This is a genomic window from Terriglobia bacterium (assembly GCA_020072785.1).
Lineage (GTDB): Bacteria > Acidobacteriota > Terriglobia > Acidiferrales > UBA7541 > Acidiferrum.
The window spans coordinates 857,326-875,177 of the sequence record JAIQGG010000002.1; the positions used below are offsets into that span (position 1 = coordinate 857,326).

12 protein-coding genes and 1 other RNA gene are annotated in these 17,852 nt (G+C 62.3%); 5 read left to right on the top strand and 8 right to left on the bottom strand.

All coding sequences use genetic code 11. The annotated features are described in order from the left end of the window. Nucleotides 1–1,035: a metal-dependent hydrolase gene (locus LAN61_06920; GenBank protein MBZ5540239.1), complete on the bottom strand. Its 1,035-nt coding sequence runs from the start codon at nt 1,033–1,035 to the stop codon at nt 1–3. Nucleotides 1,036–1,043: 8 nt separating this feature from the next. After that, on the bottom strand, nt 1,044–1,988 hold the full coding sequence (locus tag LAN61_06925) for a diacylglycerol kinase family lipid kinase (protein ID MBZ5540240.1): 945 nt from the start codon (nt 1,986–1,988) through the stop codon (nt 1,044–1,046). A 92-nt stretch (nt 1,989–2,080) separates the two neighbouring features. On the opposite strand from LAN61_06925, the gene ligA reads away from it, so the two are divergent. After that, nucleotides 2,081–4,099: an NAD-dependent DNA ligase LigA gene (gene ligA, locus LAN61_06930; GenBank protein MBZ5540241.1), complete on the top strand. Its 2,019-nt coding sequence runs from the start codon at nt 2,081–2,083 to the stop codon at nt 4,097–4,099. A 98-nt stretch (nt 4,100–4,197) separates the two neighbouring features. Further along, nucleotides 4,198–4,684: RNase P RNA component class A (rnpB, locus tag LAN61_06935), an RNA gene on the top strand. Between the two features lie 245 nt (nt 4,685–4,929). On the opposite strand, the gene LAN61_06940 is transcribed toward rnpB, so the two are convergent. The 4 genes from LAN61_06940 to LAN61_06955 all read right to left on the bottom strand — a co-directional run bounded on the left by LAN61_06940 (nt 4,930) and on the right by LAN61_06955 (nt 9,154). Beyond that, entirely contained in the window at nt 4,930–5,601 is a 672-nt protein-coding gene (locus LAN61_06940; protein ID MBZ5540242.1) for a dienelactone hydrolase family protein, read from the bottom strand. A gap of 79 nt (nt 5,602–5,680) precedes the next feature. Continuing rightward, nucleotides 5,681–6,775: an alpha/beta hydrolase gene (locus LAN61_06945; protein ID MBZ5540243.1), complete on the bottom strand. Its 1,095-nt coding sequence runs from the start codon at nt 6,773–6,775 to the stop codon at nt 5,681–5,683. A gap of 326 nt (nt 6,776–7,101) precedes the next feature. After that, nucleotides 7,102–7,758 carry a cysteine hydrolase gene (locus LAN61_06950; GenBank protein MBZ5540244.1) on the bottom strand — a complete coding sequence of 219 codons (657 nt, stop codon included), beginning with the start codon at nt 7,756–7,758 and terminating at the stop codon, nt 7,102–7,104. A 16-nt stretch (nt 7,759–7,774) separates the two neighbouring features. After that, the gene (locus LAN61_06955) at nt 7,775–9,154 is read right to left on the bottom strand and encodes a nicotinate phosphoribosyltransferase (GenBank protein MBZ5540245.1); all 1,380 of its coding nucleotides are present in this window, start codon (nt 9,152–9,154) and stop codon (nt 7,775–7,777) included. Between the two features lie 187 nt (nt 9,155–9,341). On the opposite strand from LAN61_06955, the gene LAN61_06960 reads away from it, so the two are divergent. Further along, entirely contained in the window at nt 9,342–10,463 is a 1,122-nt protein-coding gene (locus LAN61_06960) for an FAD-binding oxidoreductase (protein ID MBZ5540246.1), read from the top strand. 64 nt (nt 10,464–10,527) lie between these two features. Here the strand turns inward: LAN61_06960 and LAN61_06965 are convergent, their stop codons facing one another. Both LAN61_06965 and LAN61_06970 read right to left on the bottom strand, forming a co-directional pair. Continuing rightward, a complete protein-coding gene (locus LAN61_06965; GenBank protein ID MBZ5540247.1) occupies nt 10,528–13,992 on the bottom strand; it encodes an acyl-CoA dehydratase activase-related protein in 3,465 nt (1,154 codons plus the stop codon). Between the two features lie 81 nt (nt 13,993–14,073). Continuing rightward, nucleotides 14,074–15,915, bottom strand: coding sequence for an activator of (R)-2-hydroxyglutaryl-CoA dehydratase (locus LAN61_06970; GenBank protein ID MBZ5540248.1), 1,842 nt, complete (start codon nt 15,913–15,915; stop codon nt 14,074–14,076). A gap of 369 nt (nt 15,916–16,284) precedes the next feature. Between LAN61_06970 and LAN61_06975 the strand changes: the two genes are divergently transcribed. Both LAN61_06975 and LAN61_06980 read left to right on the top strand, forming a co-directional pair. After that, nucleotides 16,285–17,160 carry a universal stress protein gene (locus LAN61_06975; protein ID MBZ5540249.1) on the top strand — a complete coding sequence of 292 codons (876 nt, stop codon included), beginning with the start codon at nt 16,285–16,287 and terminating at the stop codon, nt 17,158–17,160. A gap of 58 nt (nt 17,161–17,218) precedes the next feature. Beyond that, on the top strand, nt 17,219–17,755 hold the full coding sequence (locus LAN61_06980; GenBank protein ID MBZ5540250.1) for a flavin reductase family protein: 537 nt from the start codon (nt 17,219–17,221) through the stop codon (nt 17,753–17,755). Nucleotides 17,756–17,852: the final 97 nt, after the last annotated feature.

Below are 17,852 nucleotides of genomic sequence, written 5' to 3' on the forward strand. Positions count from 1 at the left end.
TCACTGCGTGAGGTCGCGTTCCCAGACGATGGCCTGGCGGCGGATCTGTGCGTCCGGGCTGAGGTCGATGACGGCCGCTAGCGCCCGCGCGCTCTCGCCCGCCGCGGCGCAGGCCAGGTCGCGCAGCGCGACGCGGTAGCCTTCGGGCGTTTTTTCCACCGTGGCTTTGGGAAAGCGCGCCACGGCCAGAAAGCGGCGCGCGGCGTCCGTGTCGCGGGCGGCGTCCAGCGCGGCGGAAGGCTCCGGCTTGAAGATGGTCTGCCCCGCTTCGGGATTGAACGATGCTCCGGGCCCGGCGGGAACCGCAACCAGGTGCAGGGCGCTTTCCGTTTCCACGATGCCACGCCAGGCGAACGGCGAGGCGGCTTCCGGAAACGCCGCGGCGCGGCGCGCGATCTGGCCGCGATAGGTGCGCGATTCGAGCGCCGCAACCGCGCCGGCGTGAAGAGAAGCGCGCGCACCGGTGTAGGCCAGCACCGCAAGCAGCGCCAGCACAGCGCCCGCGCGTCCGCGCGGACCTTTTTCTTTGGCACCGATCTCCTCGGTGACCAGGCGCAGCAACATGGGAAAGAGCACGCCGGCCGCAAGGATGGCCAGAATCCACGGGTCAACTCCGCCCAGCCAGTCCAGCGCATAGCGGTGGGTGCGGAACGGCCAGAACAGCGCCACGCCCCCGGCTTGCGCCAGATCCATCGCCAGGTGCAGCGCTGCGGCCAGAAGGGCCGCGGCGAAGGCGGGAAGAAACCGCGGGAGGTGGTGATCTTTGCTGGCTGTGACCGCGAAGCGGTCAACTCCTGGAAAGAGGGCGGAAAGCAGCGCGGCGGCGAAAAGCGCGAGAAGGACGGTTCCCAGGAGGGAGTGCGTCCAGGTATGGTGCGCGGCGAAATAGGCCGAGGGACCGAAGAAGGCGCTGAGTTCGTCGAGATCGGCGGCGGTGCCCGCAGCGACGGCGGCGACGATCGTGAGGCGCGAGGCGCGGGGAAAGAACGCCCGCGTGGCGGCGAACGATGCGAGGCCATGTGTGAGCGGATCCATGACAGCGCCTAAGCAGTACCTTGCTCTTCGCGCGGCGGCATCAGTAAAGTCAGCGCGCGCGGCACGATGCGGAACTCGACCGGCAAGCGCGCCAGCGCTTCGCCGTCCACCTGTGCGTAGACCGGCTCCTTGCCGGCGGGCTCGCACAGGACCGTGTCCGACTTCCAAAAATGGACGCCTTTGCTGCGGCGCAGATCGCCGAACCAGAGGACCGGCAAATAGCTGAAGTAGCGCACGCCGCTCTGGCTGGTGAGCGCGACGAGCTCGAAGCAGTCTTCGCGCAGGTCCGCGCCGGTGGTGATCTGGAACGGCCCGCCGTAATGCTTGGTGCGTCCCACGATGATGATGGTGGCCTCCAGTTGCTGCTCCCTGGAGCTGATGCGCAGCTTCGGAAAGCGGTAGCGCACGGCCTGGCGAAGGCCTTCGAACCAGTAGGCGAGAATGCCGACGCGCGCCTTGAGCGCCGGGTCCAGCGAATAGACGATCATGCCGTCCGGCCCGGCTCCGGCCACGCTGATGAAGTAGCGCTTCTTCTCAGCCTGCGCAAGGGGCGTAGCCAGCCCCAGGGCGATCTCCTGCGGACGGCAGCGCAGCAGCTTCTGCGCCGCGCGCGGTAGGTTCCACGGGATGCCCAGCTCTTTGGCCAGCACGTTGGCCGTGCCGCCGGGCAGGAGGCCAAGGGGCACGCGCCGGCCGTCCTCCTGGGCCGCGAGGCCATTGACGGCTTCGTTCAGCGTGCCGTCGCCGCCGCAGACGATCACCAGGCCGTGCCCTCTGGCTCCGGCGTGTGCGGCCAGTTCGGTGGCATGCCCCGGGCCGCCGGTTTCCGCTAACTCCGTGGCGATGCCGCCCGCGGCGAGAATGCGCCGCGCCTCGTCGAGGGTGCGCCGGCGCCCGCCGTTTCCGGCGCGCGGGTTGTGGATGAGCAGGGCGTTCTGGGGTTCGGCGGGCATGGACCTCCGGAAAGTGTGTTTCTCTGTCTCCGCAGCAAGCATTCTATATAATAACGGGCAGTTTGTTCCGGCAGGTTCGTCCCGGGGGACGCATGGCGAAAGCCGCCTCAGCGAAACAGGAAATCGAGAAGCTGCGCGAAGAGATTCGCCGTCACGAGTACCTCTATTACGTGCTGGACGAGCCGGAGATCTCCGACGCGCAATTCGACCGCCTGATGGAGCGCCTGAAGGCGCTGGAGGCCAAGCATCCCGAGCTGGTCACGCTGGATTCGCCGAGCCAGCGCGTGGGCGGGGCGCCGCGCGAAGGCTTCCAGACCGTGCGCCACGCGCGGCCCATGCTCAGCCTGGACAATGCTTATACATACGACGAGCTGCGCGATTTCGACCGCCGCGCGCGCGAGCTCAGCGGGCGCGCCAAAATCGAATACATCGCCGAGCACAAATTCGACGGCTTGAGCATCTCCCTGCAATACGAGGAGGGAGTGCTGGCGCGGGGCGTGACGCGCGGCGACGGCACCACGGGCGAGGACGTCACGCCTAACGTGCGAACCATCCGATCGATTCCGCTGCGTGTGGATTCTGCGGCGTTGAAGAAGGACGGCTTGGCCGCCGATTTCGAGGTGCGTGGCGAGGTCATGATGCCGCGGAAGTCGTTCGAGGCGCTGAACCGCGAGCAGGAACGCCTGGGCGGCAAGATCTTCGCCAATCCGCGCAACGCTGCCGCGGGCGCCGTGCGCGTCCTCGATCCCGCGATTACCGCCTCGCGCCGCCTCGAATTTTTCGCCTACTACCTGCTGGTGGACGGCAGGGTGCCGTTCGCAAAGCATTCCGAGTGCTTGCAGGTCCTGAGGCAGCTGCATTTCCACGCTTCCGACGACTGGAAGCTCTGCCCAGCGATAGACGACGTTTTCGCCTATTGCGATGCCTGGGACAGCAAGCGCGAGAAACTGCCATATGAAATCGACGGCGTGGTGATCAAGGTCAACGCCACGGCCATGCAGCAGGAACTGGGTTACACCGCCAAGGCCCCGCGGTGGGCCATCGCCTACAAGTATCCCGCCACGCAGGAGACCACGGTCGTGAACGACATCCTGGTGCAGGTGGGACGCACCGGCGCGCTCACGCCGGTGGCGGTGCTCGAACCGGTGCAGGTCGGCGGAGTCACCGTCAGCCGCTCGACGCTGCACAACATGGACGAAATCGAGCGCCTGGGGCTGCATATCGGCGACACGGTGCTGATCGAGCGCGCCGGGGAAGTGATCCCGCACGTCATCAAGGTGACGAAGGAAGGGAAGCACCGCAAGGCCTTCCGCATGCCCAAAGAGTGTCCGGAGTGCGGCAGCCACATCCACAAGTCAGAAGACGAAGTGGCCTACCGCTGCGTGAACGCCGCCTGCCCGGCCAAGCGCAAGGAGTCGCTGCTACACTTCGCCGGGCGCCACGCGATGAATATCGACGGCCTGGGCGAAAAGATCGTGGACCAACTGGTGGACCAGAAGCTGGTGGAAGATTTCGCCGATCTCTATGCGCTCGAGATGGAAGAAGTGGCCGAGCTCGAGCGCATGGGCGAAAAATCCGCGCAGAACCTGCTGGAGGAGATCGCGGCCAGCAAGAAGAACAGCCTGGCGCGGCTGATCTTCGCGCTGGGCATCCGCTTTGTCGGGGAACGCACGGGACAACTGCTGGCCGAGCAGTTTTCCTCGCTCGAAGAGCTGGCCGCGGCCAGCGAGGAGCAGCTTGTCGAGGTGCCGGAGGTCGGGCCGAAGGTTGCCGCGAGCATCGCCGAGTTTTCTTCCGAAGCGGCCAACCGGGAGTTGATCAAGAAGCTGCGCAAGGCCGGCGTTCACCCTACCGTGGAAAAGCGCGAAGTGAAAAGCCAGAAGCTGGCCGGAAAGAGCTTCGTCTTTACCGGGGGCCTGGCCAACCGCAGCCGCGAAGAGGCTGGCGAATTGGTGCAGCAGCACGGGGGAAAAGTTTCCGGCGCGGTCAGCAAGAAAACGGATTACGTCGTCGTGGGCACCGACCCGGGCTCGAAGTACGAGAAAGCCAAGGAGCTTGGCGTGACCATCCTCTCCGAGAGCGAATTCGAAAAACTCCTGGACCTTCGCTGATTCATTTGAGCTATTGGAACCGTTGAACTGTTCAACCGTTTAACTTTTGAGCGGCCTTTTCCCGCATGGGCAGCGCTTCGAGGTATAATAGGAGTTGGCGGGTGGGCCGGGCGATCGCTGGTTTGGTCATCGCAAGATGGCTGGACGGGAGGAAAGTCCGGACACCCTGGTCCAGGCCGCAAGGCTGGGGACCAGAGGGCAACGCGCCTGGTAACGCCAGGGGGCCGGGTTGGGAACGATCCGGTCACGGACAGCGCCACAGAGAAGATACCGCCGGCGGAACGCAGCTCGGTGACAGCTCGGAGGAAAACCTTCGAGACGTCTTCGGATCGCACGCTTCGTTTGGTAAGGGTGAAAAGGTGGGGTAAGAGCCCACCGCCCCGGTGGCAACATCGGGGGCACGGCAAACCCCGCGTGGTGCAAGGCCAAATAGGAGGGGAGGGCTGGCCCGGCCCGTTATCAACCCTCGGGTAGGCTGCTGGAGTCACGGCGCGAGCCGTGACCTAGAGGAATGGTCGCCGCAGCGCGCAGGCCGCATTTGGGACGCGCGCCGCACAGAATCCGGCTTACAGGCCCATCCGCCAAATTTTTAGCTTAAAGTCTTTTGCTGTCATCCGTTATCAATTGATCTTTTCTTCAGCTTGTTCTGACTGTGTCCAGAATGTGTCCAACTTCTTCTCCAAAACTTCGCCATTCTCCATGATTCGTCTTACCGGATATCTAACGATGTGCTCTCGCGGGCTAGCTTGGCAGGGCAATTCGGCGATGCACGCGCTGTCATACCAGGGCGGGCGCTTTCATCCTTGCGTGACGGGCGGCGAGGAGATCGCTTACGCGAGTGCCTTTTTCAGGAAGTCGAGCGTCCTCTCCCACGCCGTCTTTGCAGATACCGCGTCATACACCTGGGGACGGGCTTCGTTCATGAAAGCGTGCTGCGCGTCGTAGCGATAGAATTCGAACGGTGATTTCGACTGCTTGAGCGCGGCCTCCAGTTCGTTCACCTTGGCGGGCGTGCACCAGTCATCCCTGTTCGCGAAGTGGCAAATCAGGGGAATTTTGATTTTCTTCAAATCGGCGGCGTCGAGGGACGGAATGCCATAGAAGCAGGCGCCCGCGTCCATCTCCGGCACCCGGACGGCAGACAGGATGGTCAGCGCCCCACCCATGCAGAAGCCGCCCACGGCCACCTTCTTCGAGGATTGTTTCAGGTACTGCACGGCGCCGCGGATGTCTTGACCGGCGGCATCGGGGAAGTTGAGGTTCGTCATCAGGTGGTTGGCCTCGTCGTTGGCCGTGGTGACCTTGCCGCGGTAGAGGTCCGGCACGAGCGCCCGGTAACCGGCCCCGGCGAGCCGGTCCGCAGTCTTTTTGATTTGATCGTTTAGTCCCCACCACTCCTGGATGACCACAAAGCCGGGCGCGCTCGATCCCGTCTTGGGCATCGCCAGATAGCCCGGGCAGGTTTTTCCATCCGGCCGCTGGAACTGAATGATCTCACCCATGGAATCCCTCCACTCGCAATCGGAATTTCCCCGCCATCCCCTCATCCTTGCAAAACCCGCAAGGATTGGCTACTCCCCTCTATTGGGGCAGCTGGAAATCGCCCTGGGGTGGCGCGGTCGGGTTGTGCGCCCAGTAGTCGATCCAGGTGACGAGCTGCGCGTTGAACTGCTCGGGGTGCTCGCGGTACATGAAGTGGCCGCTGTTGGTGAAGACGATCATCTGCACCTTCGTGTTTTTCGCGGCGATCACGTCGAACAGGGCCAACTCTCCGGAAAGTTTCGCCGTCGCGTCGTTTTCGCCCCAATCGAGCACATCGTTTTTCCCGGCCACCAGCAGCACAGGCATCTGTAACACGCCGTCTTTCTCCACACGATCCAGCATCTGCTGCCGGAAGGCGGGGAACTCCTTCGAGCGCAAGGGTTCGCCGGCGCCGGCGGCCAGCTTGGCCTGGGCTTCCTTCGACTTCGGGAGATTCGCCATGTAGCGGTCCGCTCTCCAGTACTCGTCGTCGAAGGTGGTCGGCAACCAGGCGAGCTCATACACCCGGCAGCGCAAGCCTTCATACTGCGACTGATCGGGACACTTCTTCAGCATGTTGACCAGCTTGCTCGGGCCCTGTGGCGGATTCTCCGGGCCGACGGCGAGGATGGAGAGGGTCTTCACGATTTCCGGATGCTGGATCGCCAGGTACCACGCGATCGCGCCGCCGGCGGAGTGGCCCACCAGGTGGATCTGCCCGAGGTTCAGCGTCTGGATGAAGTTGTAAATGAAGTTGACGTCGCCCTGATAGTTGTAGTCGCTGTCGTTCAGGGGATTGCCGGACATGCCGCTGCCTTGCCGGTCCACGGCGTAGACGTGGAAGAGTTTGGCGAGGCCGGGAATGTTCCGTGAAAAGACGTTGGCAGTCGAGGAGCCGGCGGTGAATCCGCCGTGGATCATCACCAGGGGTTCGCCCGAGCCGGCTTCGTAGTAGCGAGCCCGGACGCCCTTGACGTCCACAAACTTGGATTTGAGCCCGGCGATCTCGGACTGCGGATCGGGGGTGTCCGCCGGCGATGCAACCACCCGGCCGCCGGCGAGCATGAACAACATTGCCGCGCCGAGCGCCGTGTCTCTCCACCAGGCGTGCCGGCGCACTGCCGTCACTTTACAACGTTCCTGTGCGATCGACATTTTTGTTCCTCCCATTCTTCCACGCACGTTCTTTCTTCAGCAGCGGCGGGTGGCGAACCCCTAAAGAGCAGGCACCCTCGTCTCATTAAGCCGGCAGAGAGTACAGCAGAGGTATACTCCGCTCCTGCTTCGCCCTCAAGACAGAAAAGCAGAACTATGAGTGCGCGACCCGCGGCGGCTTCAGGGGGCTAAAGCCCCATTTTATTTTGCGCACTTTGCGGCACGGCTAATGCTGTGCCCTCTCGAAAAAAATATCCTTACACTCGCGTGAATGCCTTGCCCATGTTGGCGAGATTTGGCAGAGGGTATTCTGGATGAACTCGAGTTCAAGCAGAAGGCACAGGCGAAACGCCGACGAGAGCCAAGGCTTCCACGGTGGTGAGGAATCGAGCGCCGCGGGATTGCAGGCTGGCGAGGATCTGGCGTCCCTGGTCCGGGTCGAGGGAGCGCACGGCGTCGGTGACCAGTGCCACGCGGCGGCCCCGGCGCAGCAGGCCTTCGGCTTCACAGCGGACGCAATATTCCGTTGCCACGCCGAAGAGAACAAATTCGGGATTGGGATCGAAGGCGGGCGAAGCTGTGGGGTTCAGACGCGCCAGGAGCGCGTCGGTATGCGGATTGTCGAAGACGTCGAGTGTGTTTTTCTGAAGAGTGACCTGCTGGTAGGCACCGAGATCTTCCGGGAGAACGAATCCTTTCTGGTTGGGGATCACCAGCCGGCTGGGAGCGCATGCTTCCGGCAGGAGGTCGGCGCCGGGAGTGCCTAGCAGGCAGTGGGCTGGCCATTCGCGAAGCTCGGGATCGTCCGGATTGTGCGCGTCGGCCGAAGAAATTAGAAAGACGCGGCCCTGGCGGACAGCTTCGACGAGGCGATTGAGGTTGGGGATGATCTTCTCGGCGCCAGGGATGTAAAGCCTCCCGCCGGGGAACATGAAGTCGGCCTGCACATCAACTTCCCAGAAAACTGTCTTCGGTGAGATCAAGAGCACCCCCGCGAATTCAGCCGCGCGCGGCCTTGACGACGGATTGCCGGATCTGCTCGCACAGTTCCTCGAGACGAGCGCTATAGGAGACAGGGAAGGGCGGATCGGCCGGGGCCAGCGCCAGGACGGGAGCGGGCAAGTGCGCCCGGGCAGCCAGGAATCGTTGCTGAGCCGTTCGGACCGTGGCGGCGGCATCTTGCGCAGCGGCCTCGAGGCGCCGGCCTTGACGCATCACCGGAACGAGCAGCGGATCCGCCGGCGGGAATGTCTCCTCCTCAAGGCCGATGATGTCGCCGGAAAATGTTCCCTCTGCGCTGGTGAAGCGGAAAACCTGCTTGCGGCCGGGATAAGTTTTTTTGGCCTCGCTGAATTTGGCGGTGCTGCGCACGTGGCCAGCGAGCTCGACCTCGACCAGCTTATAGATGACGCCGATGAAGGGGGCATCCGCAGAGGTGGAGAGCGCCGTGCCGACGCCAAAGGCGTCAATACGCGCCCCGCCGTGCAGCAGGGCGGCGATGCGATTCTCGTCCAAGTCGCCGGAGGTGAAAATCTGCACGTCGCTCCACCCGGCGCTGTCGAGCCGCTGGCGGGCCCAGAGGCTGTCGGCCAGGACATCGCCGCTGTCGAGACGGATGCCGCCGGGCTTGCGGCCGAGGGCAATGATTTTGTCGATGGCCGCGCGAACGTCGTAGGTGTCCACGAGAAGGGTGGACTGTTCGGGAAACACCTCCAGGAAATTGCGGAAGGCTTCGGCTTCGTCGTCGTGGGCCATGATCCAGGAGTGCGCCTGGGTGCCATAGACGGGGATGCCGAAGCGATGGCCAGCGTAAGTGTTCGACGTTCCCGCGCAGCCGCCAACGAAGGCGGCACGCGCGGCGAGCACACCGGCTTCGCTGCCGTGGGCGCGGCGGGAACCGAATTCAACGACGGGGCGGCCTGCGGCGGCGGTGGTCACGCGCGCGGCCTTGCTGGCGATCAGGGTCTGGAAATGAAGTACGGCGAGGAGGCTGGTCTCGACGAGCTGGGCTGCGGCGATCGGGGCAGTGACGCGGAGCAGGGGCTCGCCGGGGAAGAGGATCGTACCCTCGGGGAGGGCCCAGACATCGCCGGTGAAACGGAATTGCGCCAGGTAGTCGAAGAAGGAGGAATGGACATGGCGAAAGAACGGCAGGGCGCGGACGTAGGAGATCTCTTCTGCGGAAAAACGGACGTTTTCGAGGAAGTCGAGGGCCTGTTCGAGGCCGGCGGCGACGAGATAGTTGCGATGGGGCGGCAAGTGACGGACAAAGAGCTCGAAGGTGGCGCGGGCGTCAAAGCGATTCTGCACATAGCCCGCCGCCATGGTGAGTTCATAGAGGTCGGTGAGAAGACCGGAGAATAGTCCGCTCGGGAACATGCTGCAAAAGAGATTATTCCAGCGGAAAGAAAAGAGCAAAGGGCAGAAGAGGAAATACTGCATCCGCGGCCACACCGCCCAAGGGCAGGAAAAGCGCCTGCCGGTGCAACGCGCGGCGCCTTCGCGTATCCTGATGCCACGCTTTTTATGCGTGACCGCGAAGCGGTAAACGCGCGGAGGGAGAACCTTGCCAGGTTCCTCGACAAAAACGCGCTGGGGGAAACCGCCCTGGACGATTGATTTCCATCCGGCACGGCGCCCGCTGCCCGAGGAAGTTGATTTCGCGGTAATCGGAGGAGGTTTCTCGGGCCTGGCGGCTGCGGCGTGGCTGCGGCGTCTCGCTCCGCTGCAAAGCGTCGCTTTGTTTGAAGCCGCATCCATCGGCGCCGGCTCCAGCGGCCATACGGGCGGCGTGCCGCTGGCAGAAACCGCCGCGGGCGATCTCCCCGGGCTCGGCGATGTGCTGGCCGGCTTTTCCGGTGTGCTGTGCGAGCTTGGCGTGGATTGCGACCTCGCGCTTCCCGGGGCATGGGAGCTGAGCCGAGACGGCGGGTTGCCGAATTTGCCGGTCGCCTGGGCGGATTCCGGCATGCTGCGCGTGGCCCGGGAAGTTCCCGGCGGGACGCTAGACCCGGGAAAACTGGTGAGCGGATTGGCGCGCGCCGCGCAGGACTCGGGCGCACTCTTGTTTGAAAACGCACGCGTCGAAGAGATCGTGTTCGAAGAACCGTTGCGCGTGCGCGTTTCCGGCGGGCAACTGCGCGCGCAGCATGTGCTGATCGCCACCAATGCGGAATCCCTCGAGCTGAGCGGTCTGGCGGGTCGTGCGCAGCCCACGTTTACCCTTGCCGTGGCGACCGAGCCGCTCACGGCTGCACAACTGGAGGCTCTGGGACTGCTGGCGCGGAAGCCTTTCTACACGATTGATCTGCCCTATCTCTGGGGCCGCCTCCTGGCCACAAATGGCGTCGTTTTCGGAAGCGGGCTTGTGCACCTGGAGGATTGGCGCGAACTGGCCGCGCTGGACATCGCAGCGGGAGAAGCGGCCGAGCTCATCGCCAGACTCGAACAGCGCGTGCGCGGAATGCATCCCATGCTGCAGTCCGTTCAATTCACGCACCGGTGGGGAGGGCCGATCCTGATCGCCGAGGACAGACGTCCCGTGTTTACGCGGCACGCAAGGAGTTCGCGCGTGTTCGTGCTGGGCGCCTACAGCGGGCACGGCGTGGCGCTCTCCGTCCATCTGGGGCGCTGGGCCGCCGAAGCAATGCTGGGACGGAAGAAACTGCCGGAGTGGTATGCGGCCTGAATGGTGAGGGGGTTTCGCGAAACGCAGAATTGTGCGCCCCGGTTGCCGGTGGGGCAGCCCCGTTCTAGTCCGCCGCCGCTTGCCGTGCGTCCTGGGCGATCTGCTGACGCAACTGCATCGCGTACTGCGCCAGTTGGGCTGCGATTTCCTCCTCCACCTTGCGCCTTTTGGCGATTTGCTCGCGGTAACGCCGCAGAAAGTAATCGATGGTCTCCACGCGGAGCCGGATCGATCCGGAGGGCTTGTTCTCGTCGAGATCCTTGAAGCAGAAGTAGGGTGTTCCGGATTGTTCGACGATCCCTTCGATCACGCCGTAAATGGGTGCGTCATGGCCGCATTTGAAACTCGATATTTCCAGGGCGACCAGGTTGGGGTGACGAGCGGTAAATTTGGCCGCCCAGATCTTGTGGTTTGCGCTGCAGGAAAAGGAGTTCTTCCAGCAGTCCGAAATATCTAGCGCGTGACTGATCACCCCTGCCCGGACCTCGTCCCCAAAGAGACGTTCCAGAATGTCTTCGTCGAGCGGCAATGTATTCTGGGAGAAGATCGGATAGCCCAACTTCTGAAACTCTTCCAGGATTCCGTGATTCAGGCCGGGATCGTGGTGGTACGGCCGGCCCAGCATGACGATGCCGATGCGGTCTTCGCGTTCGAGCTGGTCCAGCACGACGCGTGCCCGCGCGCGGATGCTGAGTTCGTAATCGCGCAGCGCCTGGTAGCCCGCTTCGACGGCCCGGCCATTTTCTTCCTCGGACAAGCCCAGGATGGGCTGCCATGCCCGGTACATCTGAAAGGCAAACAGCTTGCGGTCCGTAAAGTTCAGGATGGGATTCAGATATTTTACGTGGAGCTCAGCGAAGAGGTCGTTCTCCTTGGTGAACGCGGCCTTCACCGTCTCGGCCGTGGCCATTGCGGTGGGGCAGGCGTTCGTTCCGGTCAGCTTCACCAGCGAAGAATGCAGAACGTCATACATCGGCAGAAAGATCGCCTGGAGGGGCTTTTTCTGGTGTTTGACCTGGAGAAGGTCATACACGTGCGGGATAGCGATCTTGGCCGGGAAGCAGGGATCAATTGCCCCGCGGCTGGAGCCGCTGCGATAGAGTTCGGGAGTGGTGTAATCCGAATAGACGATGTTCTCCGGCTGCAGGCCCAGGCTTTCCAGGTAGGCGTTGAACAGCGGGGCGTAAACGTAGGCATTCAAGACGCGCGGGATCCCGACGCGCAGGTCCTCGCGGTTCTTCATCAGCGCGGCGCGCTCCTGATCGCGCTTGGACCAGGCGCATTGCGGAATCGGGTCAGCCACCAGCTTGGAGTTCCGCGAGCGGAAGACTTCCCGGGCAGCGATGTCCACAAAGTTGGGATTGGCGTCCTTGATCTGATCGATGCCGGCCTTGATGGCCTTCATCTCGCTGAGGTCCTCGACCGTGCCTTTCTCACAGGTGGCGATAATCAGGCGCTGCTCGCCCGCCAGCAGCGGGACTTTGGTCACCTTGGGGACGGAGGAAGAGCCGAGCTGCTCCAGCCGGATGTCGATGAACGTGCGCAGGCAGGTGTTTTTACAGAAATTGCAGCGGGTCTCTTCGCTGCGTGTAGTCCGGTATTCGATGCTGCGCACTGCATCGAGGCCGATAAAGGTTGTGCGCATCCCATTGCGCCACAGGCGCAGCGCCTCGAGGCCCGCGCCGATTGCGCCGGACTCGCCGCAATGCTCGTGAACGATGATCTCCGGCTCCTGGCCAGCGCCGCGGAAGCTGCCGCGGATAAAGTCCACCTCCGCCTTTACCACCGCTAGATTGTTTTGGGTCCCCCCTTGCAGGACGAAGCGCGAACCGAGCGCCGCCAGGTTTGGAATGCGGGCGACGTAGAGGAAGACGTTTTTCGGCAGCACCGCCGCCAGACCAGCGAGAATTTCTTCCGCGCGCCAGCCTTGGCGCTGGTAGTTCACGATGTCCGACTGCAGGAACACGGCGCAGCCATAACCGAAAACGGGCATGGCCTGAGCGGTGAAAGCCAGATCCGCGAACTCTTCCACCTTGAGTCCGAACTCTTCCGCCGTGGATTGCAGGAAGTAGCCGTTGCCCGCCGAGCATTGGGTGTTGAGCTTGAAGTCCTTTACCCGGCCGTCTTTGAGAATGATGAGTTTGATGTCCTGCCCGCCCACGTCCACGATCACATGGGGGTCGTCGTAGAACCGGAGCGCGGATTCGGTGTGCGCGACGGTCTCCACCAGCGCGACATCGGCCTGCAGCACGTCTTTGAGAATGTCCTTGGCATAGCCGGTCGTCGCCACGCCCAGAACGTGGAGCTTTGCGCCCTGCGCTTCCACCTGTCCGCGGAGGTTTTCGAACATGTCGATGGCGTCCTGGATCGGATTGCCGTTGGAAAGCTGGTACGCCTTGCACAGCAGATCGCCGTCTTCGTTCAGCAGGACGGCCTTGGTGGATGTGGAGCCGCCATCGAGCCCGATAAAGCCGCCCACGACCTGCCCTTTCTGGAAGGATGCGGGAATAAAGCGCTGGCGTTGGTATTTCGCCCGGAAGGCGTCGAGCTCGCCGTTGCCCTTCATCAATCCGAAACTGCCGGACTTGGCCTTTTCTTCCTGGCGGCCATACTGGATGTAGTGGACGAGTTTCTCGGCGCCATGATAGCAACCGATGCAATCGTCCTCGGCCTGGCCAAATTCAATGGCGCCGAGCGCCGCGAAATACTGGGCGTTGTGCGGGACTTTGATCAGATCTTCGGGCTTCGCGCCCTGGGGAAGCTCAACCTTCCGCTCCTCCCACATGCGCGGGATGTTCGCCTGCCAGGCTTCCTGCATGCCCCGGATGAAGGTATTCGGCCCGCCCAGGAGCAGGACATGCGGCCGCAGGGTGTGGCCGCGCGTCAGTACACTCAGATTCTGCAGGACGATGGCCTCGAAGAGCGAAGCCAGCAACTGATCGGGCGGCGTACCGAGCTTCTGCAGGCTGTTGATATCAGTCTCCGCGAACACGCCGCACTTTCCGGCCACCTTATGCAACTTGATCCCGTGATATCCCTGGTCGCAGAGCTGGCCTGGGGGAATCTTGAGCTTGGCGTTGATTTTGTCGATGACCGCACCCGTGCCGCCGGCGCACTTGTCGTTCATCGAGGGAATCTTCTTCTTGCGCCCGCTTTCGTCGTCGTCCTTGAAAACGATGATCTTGGCGTCCTGTCCCCCGAGTTCAATGACGGAATAGACCTCCGGGTGGTATTTCTCCACGGCCAGAGCCACCGCGGTAACTTCCTGCACAAATTTCGCGCCCAGGAGATCCGCGAGGACCCTGCCGCCCGAGCCGGTCAGGAACATGCGCGTGTTGTGCTGGTTCACGCCGACTTCGGCTTCCATGCGGCGCAAGAACTCCAGGGTTTTTTCCGGCTGTCGGGTGGCGTGGCGCTGATAGTCCTGCCAGACGATCTCGCCGGTAGCGGCGTCCACGACAACGGCTTTGGCCGTCGTGGACCCGACATCGATTCCAACCATGTAGGGCGTCTGGTGGTGGCCGTGCATACGTTTTCCTGCGCAGAATCCTGGAAACAAACAGGGAAATGATCAAAACCGGGAAAAGCCGCTGGAAGCCTCCTTGCGCGGTCAGCCCGTGTCTACGACGGCTGTTCCCGGCAGGCGCGAACGGCGCCAAGACCGGTGGCTGGCGTCCATGCAATCGCTCACGTGCAGGATGTACTGCGCTGCAGTCCCCGCGATGCCGGGCCGGTAGGGCACGTGGTAGAAAGGCCGGCGCAACTCCGAATGCTCCGCGACATAATTTGTAATGTCATCCAGGCGCTTGCCGGTCGACTGCAAAGCCTTTTCGAATTCCACTTTGGCCTTGGCTTTGGCTTCGCCCAGAGCCATCTGCACGCGGCTGTGGGCATTAACCTCGCCTTCGCCAGAAGTCTCGATGGGCAGGAAGATCATGTCCTTGTACTTGTTGATCACGGCCGATTGCACCCCGTCCGACTGGGAGGAAGGCATGCAGCCGAAGGGCTTCAGCGCCAGCACCATGTGGCAGAGGTGGTGGACCGTGTAATACACGTTTTTGCCGACCTCTAGATGCCCTTCGCCGCCGCGGGCAAACTGGTTGTAGAAAGGATGCGCCAGTTCGGCGAGTTCCGGCTGCGGAACGAGTTGGTGGGTGATGCCACCCAAGTTAAGGGCCACACGATGGTAGAAGTGGTACCACAGCGTCTCGCCCAGGCCGAGCAAGGCGAGCTTCTTGCGCAAGGCCGCTTGATTGGCGAAATGCTTCTTCCATTCCCAGAAGCGGGGATTGCGGTGCGGCCGGTTCACCGGCCACTTGGCTCTGGCATGAGCTTTGGCCTGATGCAGCAGGTAAGCAACCCAGGTGGCGATCGGCTCCACCAGCACCTGCGCGCCTTCCCGCTCGAGGAAGGCAAACATGTTGAAGTTGCCATCGCCTTCCGTCGTCTGGGCCCAGAATTCTCCGGTGATCTTTACGATGGGCTTAACCCTCGTGCGGTCTACTTCAATCGAGTTCAGCTTTTCCATGCACGCAGCAAGGGCATCCAGGTAAAGATCCCCGTAGAGGTGCTCGTGAATCTTGCCGAGGGTGTTCAGCGTGTTGCGCAGCGTTTTCTTTCGCTGCAGGTATCCCCTGGACCATCGCGGAGCGCGTTGCATGATTTCGAACGGCGGCCGCTCGCGAAGCGTTTTGCAGAGCCCCGTCATGGCTTCGGTGAAGACACGGTCCGCTTCGCCCGGGTGCATCTCAAACGGCCGGATCTGGTAGATCACGTCGTTCATGACGTCACCGAGGTGCAAGGCATTCAGCATGCCCAGGCCAAAGTCCACAGTGAACTTGAGCCCCGGTTCACCGGAAGCGGCCCGCAGGCCGTCGCTGTCATGGAAAAGCAGGATGCGGAAACCATCGAAGCCCGCATTTTTCAGGGCAAAGCGATATTCGGCTTCGTACATGCCGAAGCGGCACGGGCCGCAGGAGCCGGCGGTGAAGAACACGTAGTCTTCGAGAATCTGCTGGCGCGACATGCCCGAAGCTTCCAGAGAGCGCAGGTGCTGCACCAGATTGCCAACCGTGAAATAGGCGGGATTGCACTGGCCGTTATTGCCATATTCTTTCCCGGTCTGAAAGGCCGCGACGTCGGGTACGGACAGGCGTTCGCAGCGGTAGCCAGAGCCTTGGAACACGGCACGGATCAGTTCCTCGTGCTTCCAGGTAAGGCCGCCGAAGAGAATCGTGACCCGGCTGCGCTCCTCCGCGGTAAAAGGCCGCTCCAGCGGCCGGTGAAAATGCGCCGGCGAATCCAATCCGGCCAGACGACGCAGACGAAGCCTTTCGGCAGCCAGGCGCTTATTGATCTCCTGGTCTTGCTTCATGGAGAGGGTGACCGCAGAGCGGTCAACGACAGGGGTGACCGCAGAGGGGTCAACCTTCATGAGTTTTATGCTTCCCATGGCTCTCGCCTCAATTTTGCGGGAGTGGCCATTGCGATTCACTCTCAATTAGCAGGAAGGAAGCATAAGGTTGGGATCCTTCTCCCAAGCGGATATGCTAGGAAGTCTGACGCCCCACGGAAGCCGGCGAACTCCCCTGAGCAGACTGGGCCAGATGCTCCTTTTGCTTTGTACCGTGCTCGGTCACCGAAAGATGTGATCTAGATCACATTGCGGTGTATCCCGGTAACAATATGATTCCGGAAGCGATTTATTTTCTGCCACGTGGCGACACGAGGACGGTTGTGAAAGAAAAGCGCAGTGGAGGCCGATCTCCTTGTGGGTTGCTGCAGAGTGCACTCGAAGAAGGTGCAGGAGCCGAGTAAGAAGATGACGACGGACAAAGGGTTGTCTTTGACCAGCGTCCTGGTGGCGACGGATTTTTCACCGGTGTCCGATCTGGCGCTGAGGTACGCGGCCGCGCTGGCCCGGCACTACGGAGCACACGTGTACCTGACGCACGTGGTGACAGAAGCGCATTCGGCTGCGCTTGCGGAAAGTGAGCGCGCAGCCAGCGAGAAAATGCGCCGGGCGGCGGAGCAGGGAATTGCAGACATTCTCAAGTCGGGGCGGATGCACGGCGTGCCGCATGAGGTGTTACTGGAAGAGGGGAACCTGTGGGAGGTAATCGAGCGGCTGATCCACCAGCATAAGATTTCTCTCGTGGTCGTCGGCACGCACGGGGTGCGCGCGGTGCAAGGGGAATTCATGGGATCTACAGCGGAGATGATTTTCCGGCGCGCAGAGTGTCCGGTGCTGACGGTAGGGCCAGGCAGCGCGGGCCAAGTCTCCGGAGAAGCGGAATTCAAGAACATTCTATTTGCGACAGATTTCGGGAGGGCCGCGGAGCATGCCGCGCCATATGCGTTTTCTTTTGCCCGGGAATACCGGGCGCTGCTCACGCTCCTGCATGTGATGCGGCCCTCCGAGGAGTACTCGGAGAGTGGATTGGCGATGCTGCAGGAGACCACCCGGTATCGTCTGGAACAGTGCCTGCCGCCGGGAATCGAGCAGTGGTGCCAGCCGGAGTGCGTGGTGAAATACGGGGAATTCGCAGAAGAGATTTTGCAGGTAGCGCGGGCGAGGAAAGCGGATTTGATCGTGATGGGGGCGGGGAGGAAACACCTCGTCACCCACTTGCCGCAGACAGCGGCATACACGGTGGCTGCCGGGTCGCCGTGTCCCGTGCTGACCGTAAGGGCTTAGTGCGGTGGTCCATTTGTGAGGATAGTAATTGTTAAAAGGCGCGGAAAAGGGTGCCGACATGGTGAAAAAGTCCTTTCCCCTGTCTCAGGTTTATCGCCTGCTCGAGCCAGGGCCCGTGGTGATGGTCACGACGGCCCGCAAGGGGCGGGCGAATATCATGACCATGTCCTGGCACACGATGATCGATTTCGAGCCGCCGCTGGTGGGCTGCGTGATCAGCGACCGGAACCACACATTCGGCATCTTGAAGGCGACCAAAGAATGTGTGATCAATATCCCCACGGTAGAGCTGGCGGCCAAGGTAGTGGGCTGCGGGAACACCTCCGGGCGAACGGTGGACAAGTTCAAAACCTTTCGTCTCACGCCGGCGGCCGCCTGGCGGGTCCAGGCCCCGCTCATTGACGAGTGTTATGCCAATCTCGAATGCAAAGTCGTTGACACCAGGATGACTGCCAGATACGGCCTCTTTATCCTGGAGGTCCTCAAAGCATGGATCGACCCCACAAGGAAATACCCGCGGACAATTCATCATCGCGGGAGAGGCGTTTTCATGGTCGCCGGCAAGACGATCAAGCTGCCCTCCAAAATGAAATAGTTTCTCTTCGAAACGCTAGGATAGGCCAACGCCGCTGGAGAAGAGGGAATTGGCACGGCCAAGGAACAGCAACTGTCTGGGCCTCAAGGAATTGGGG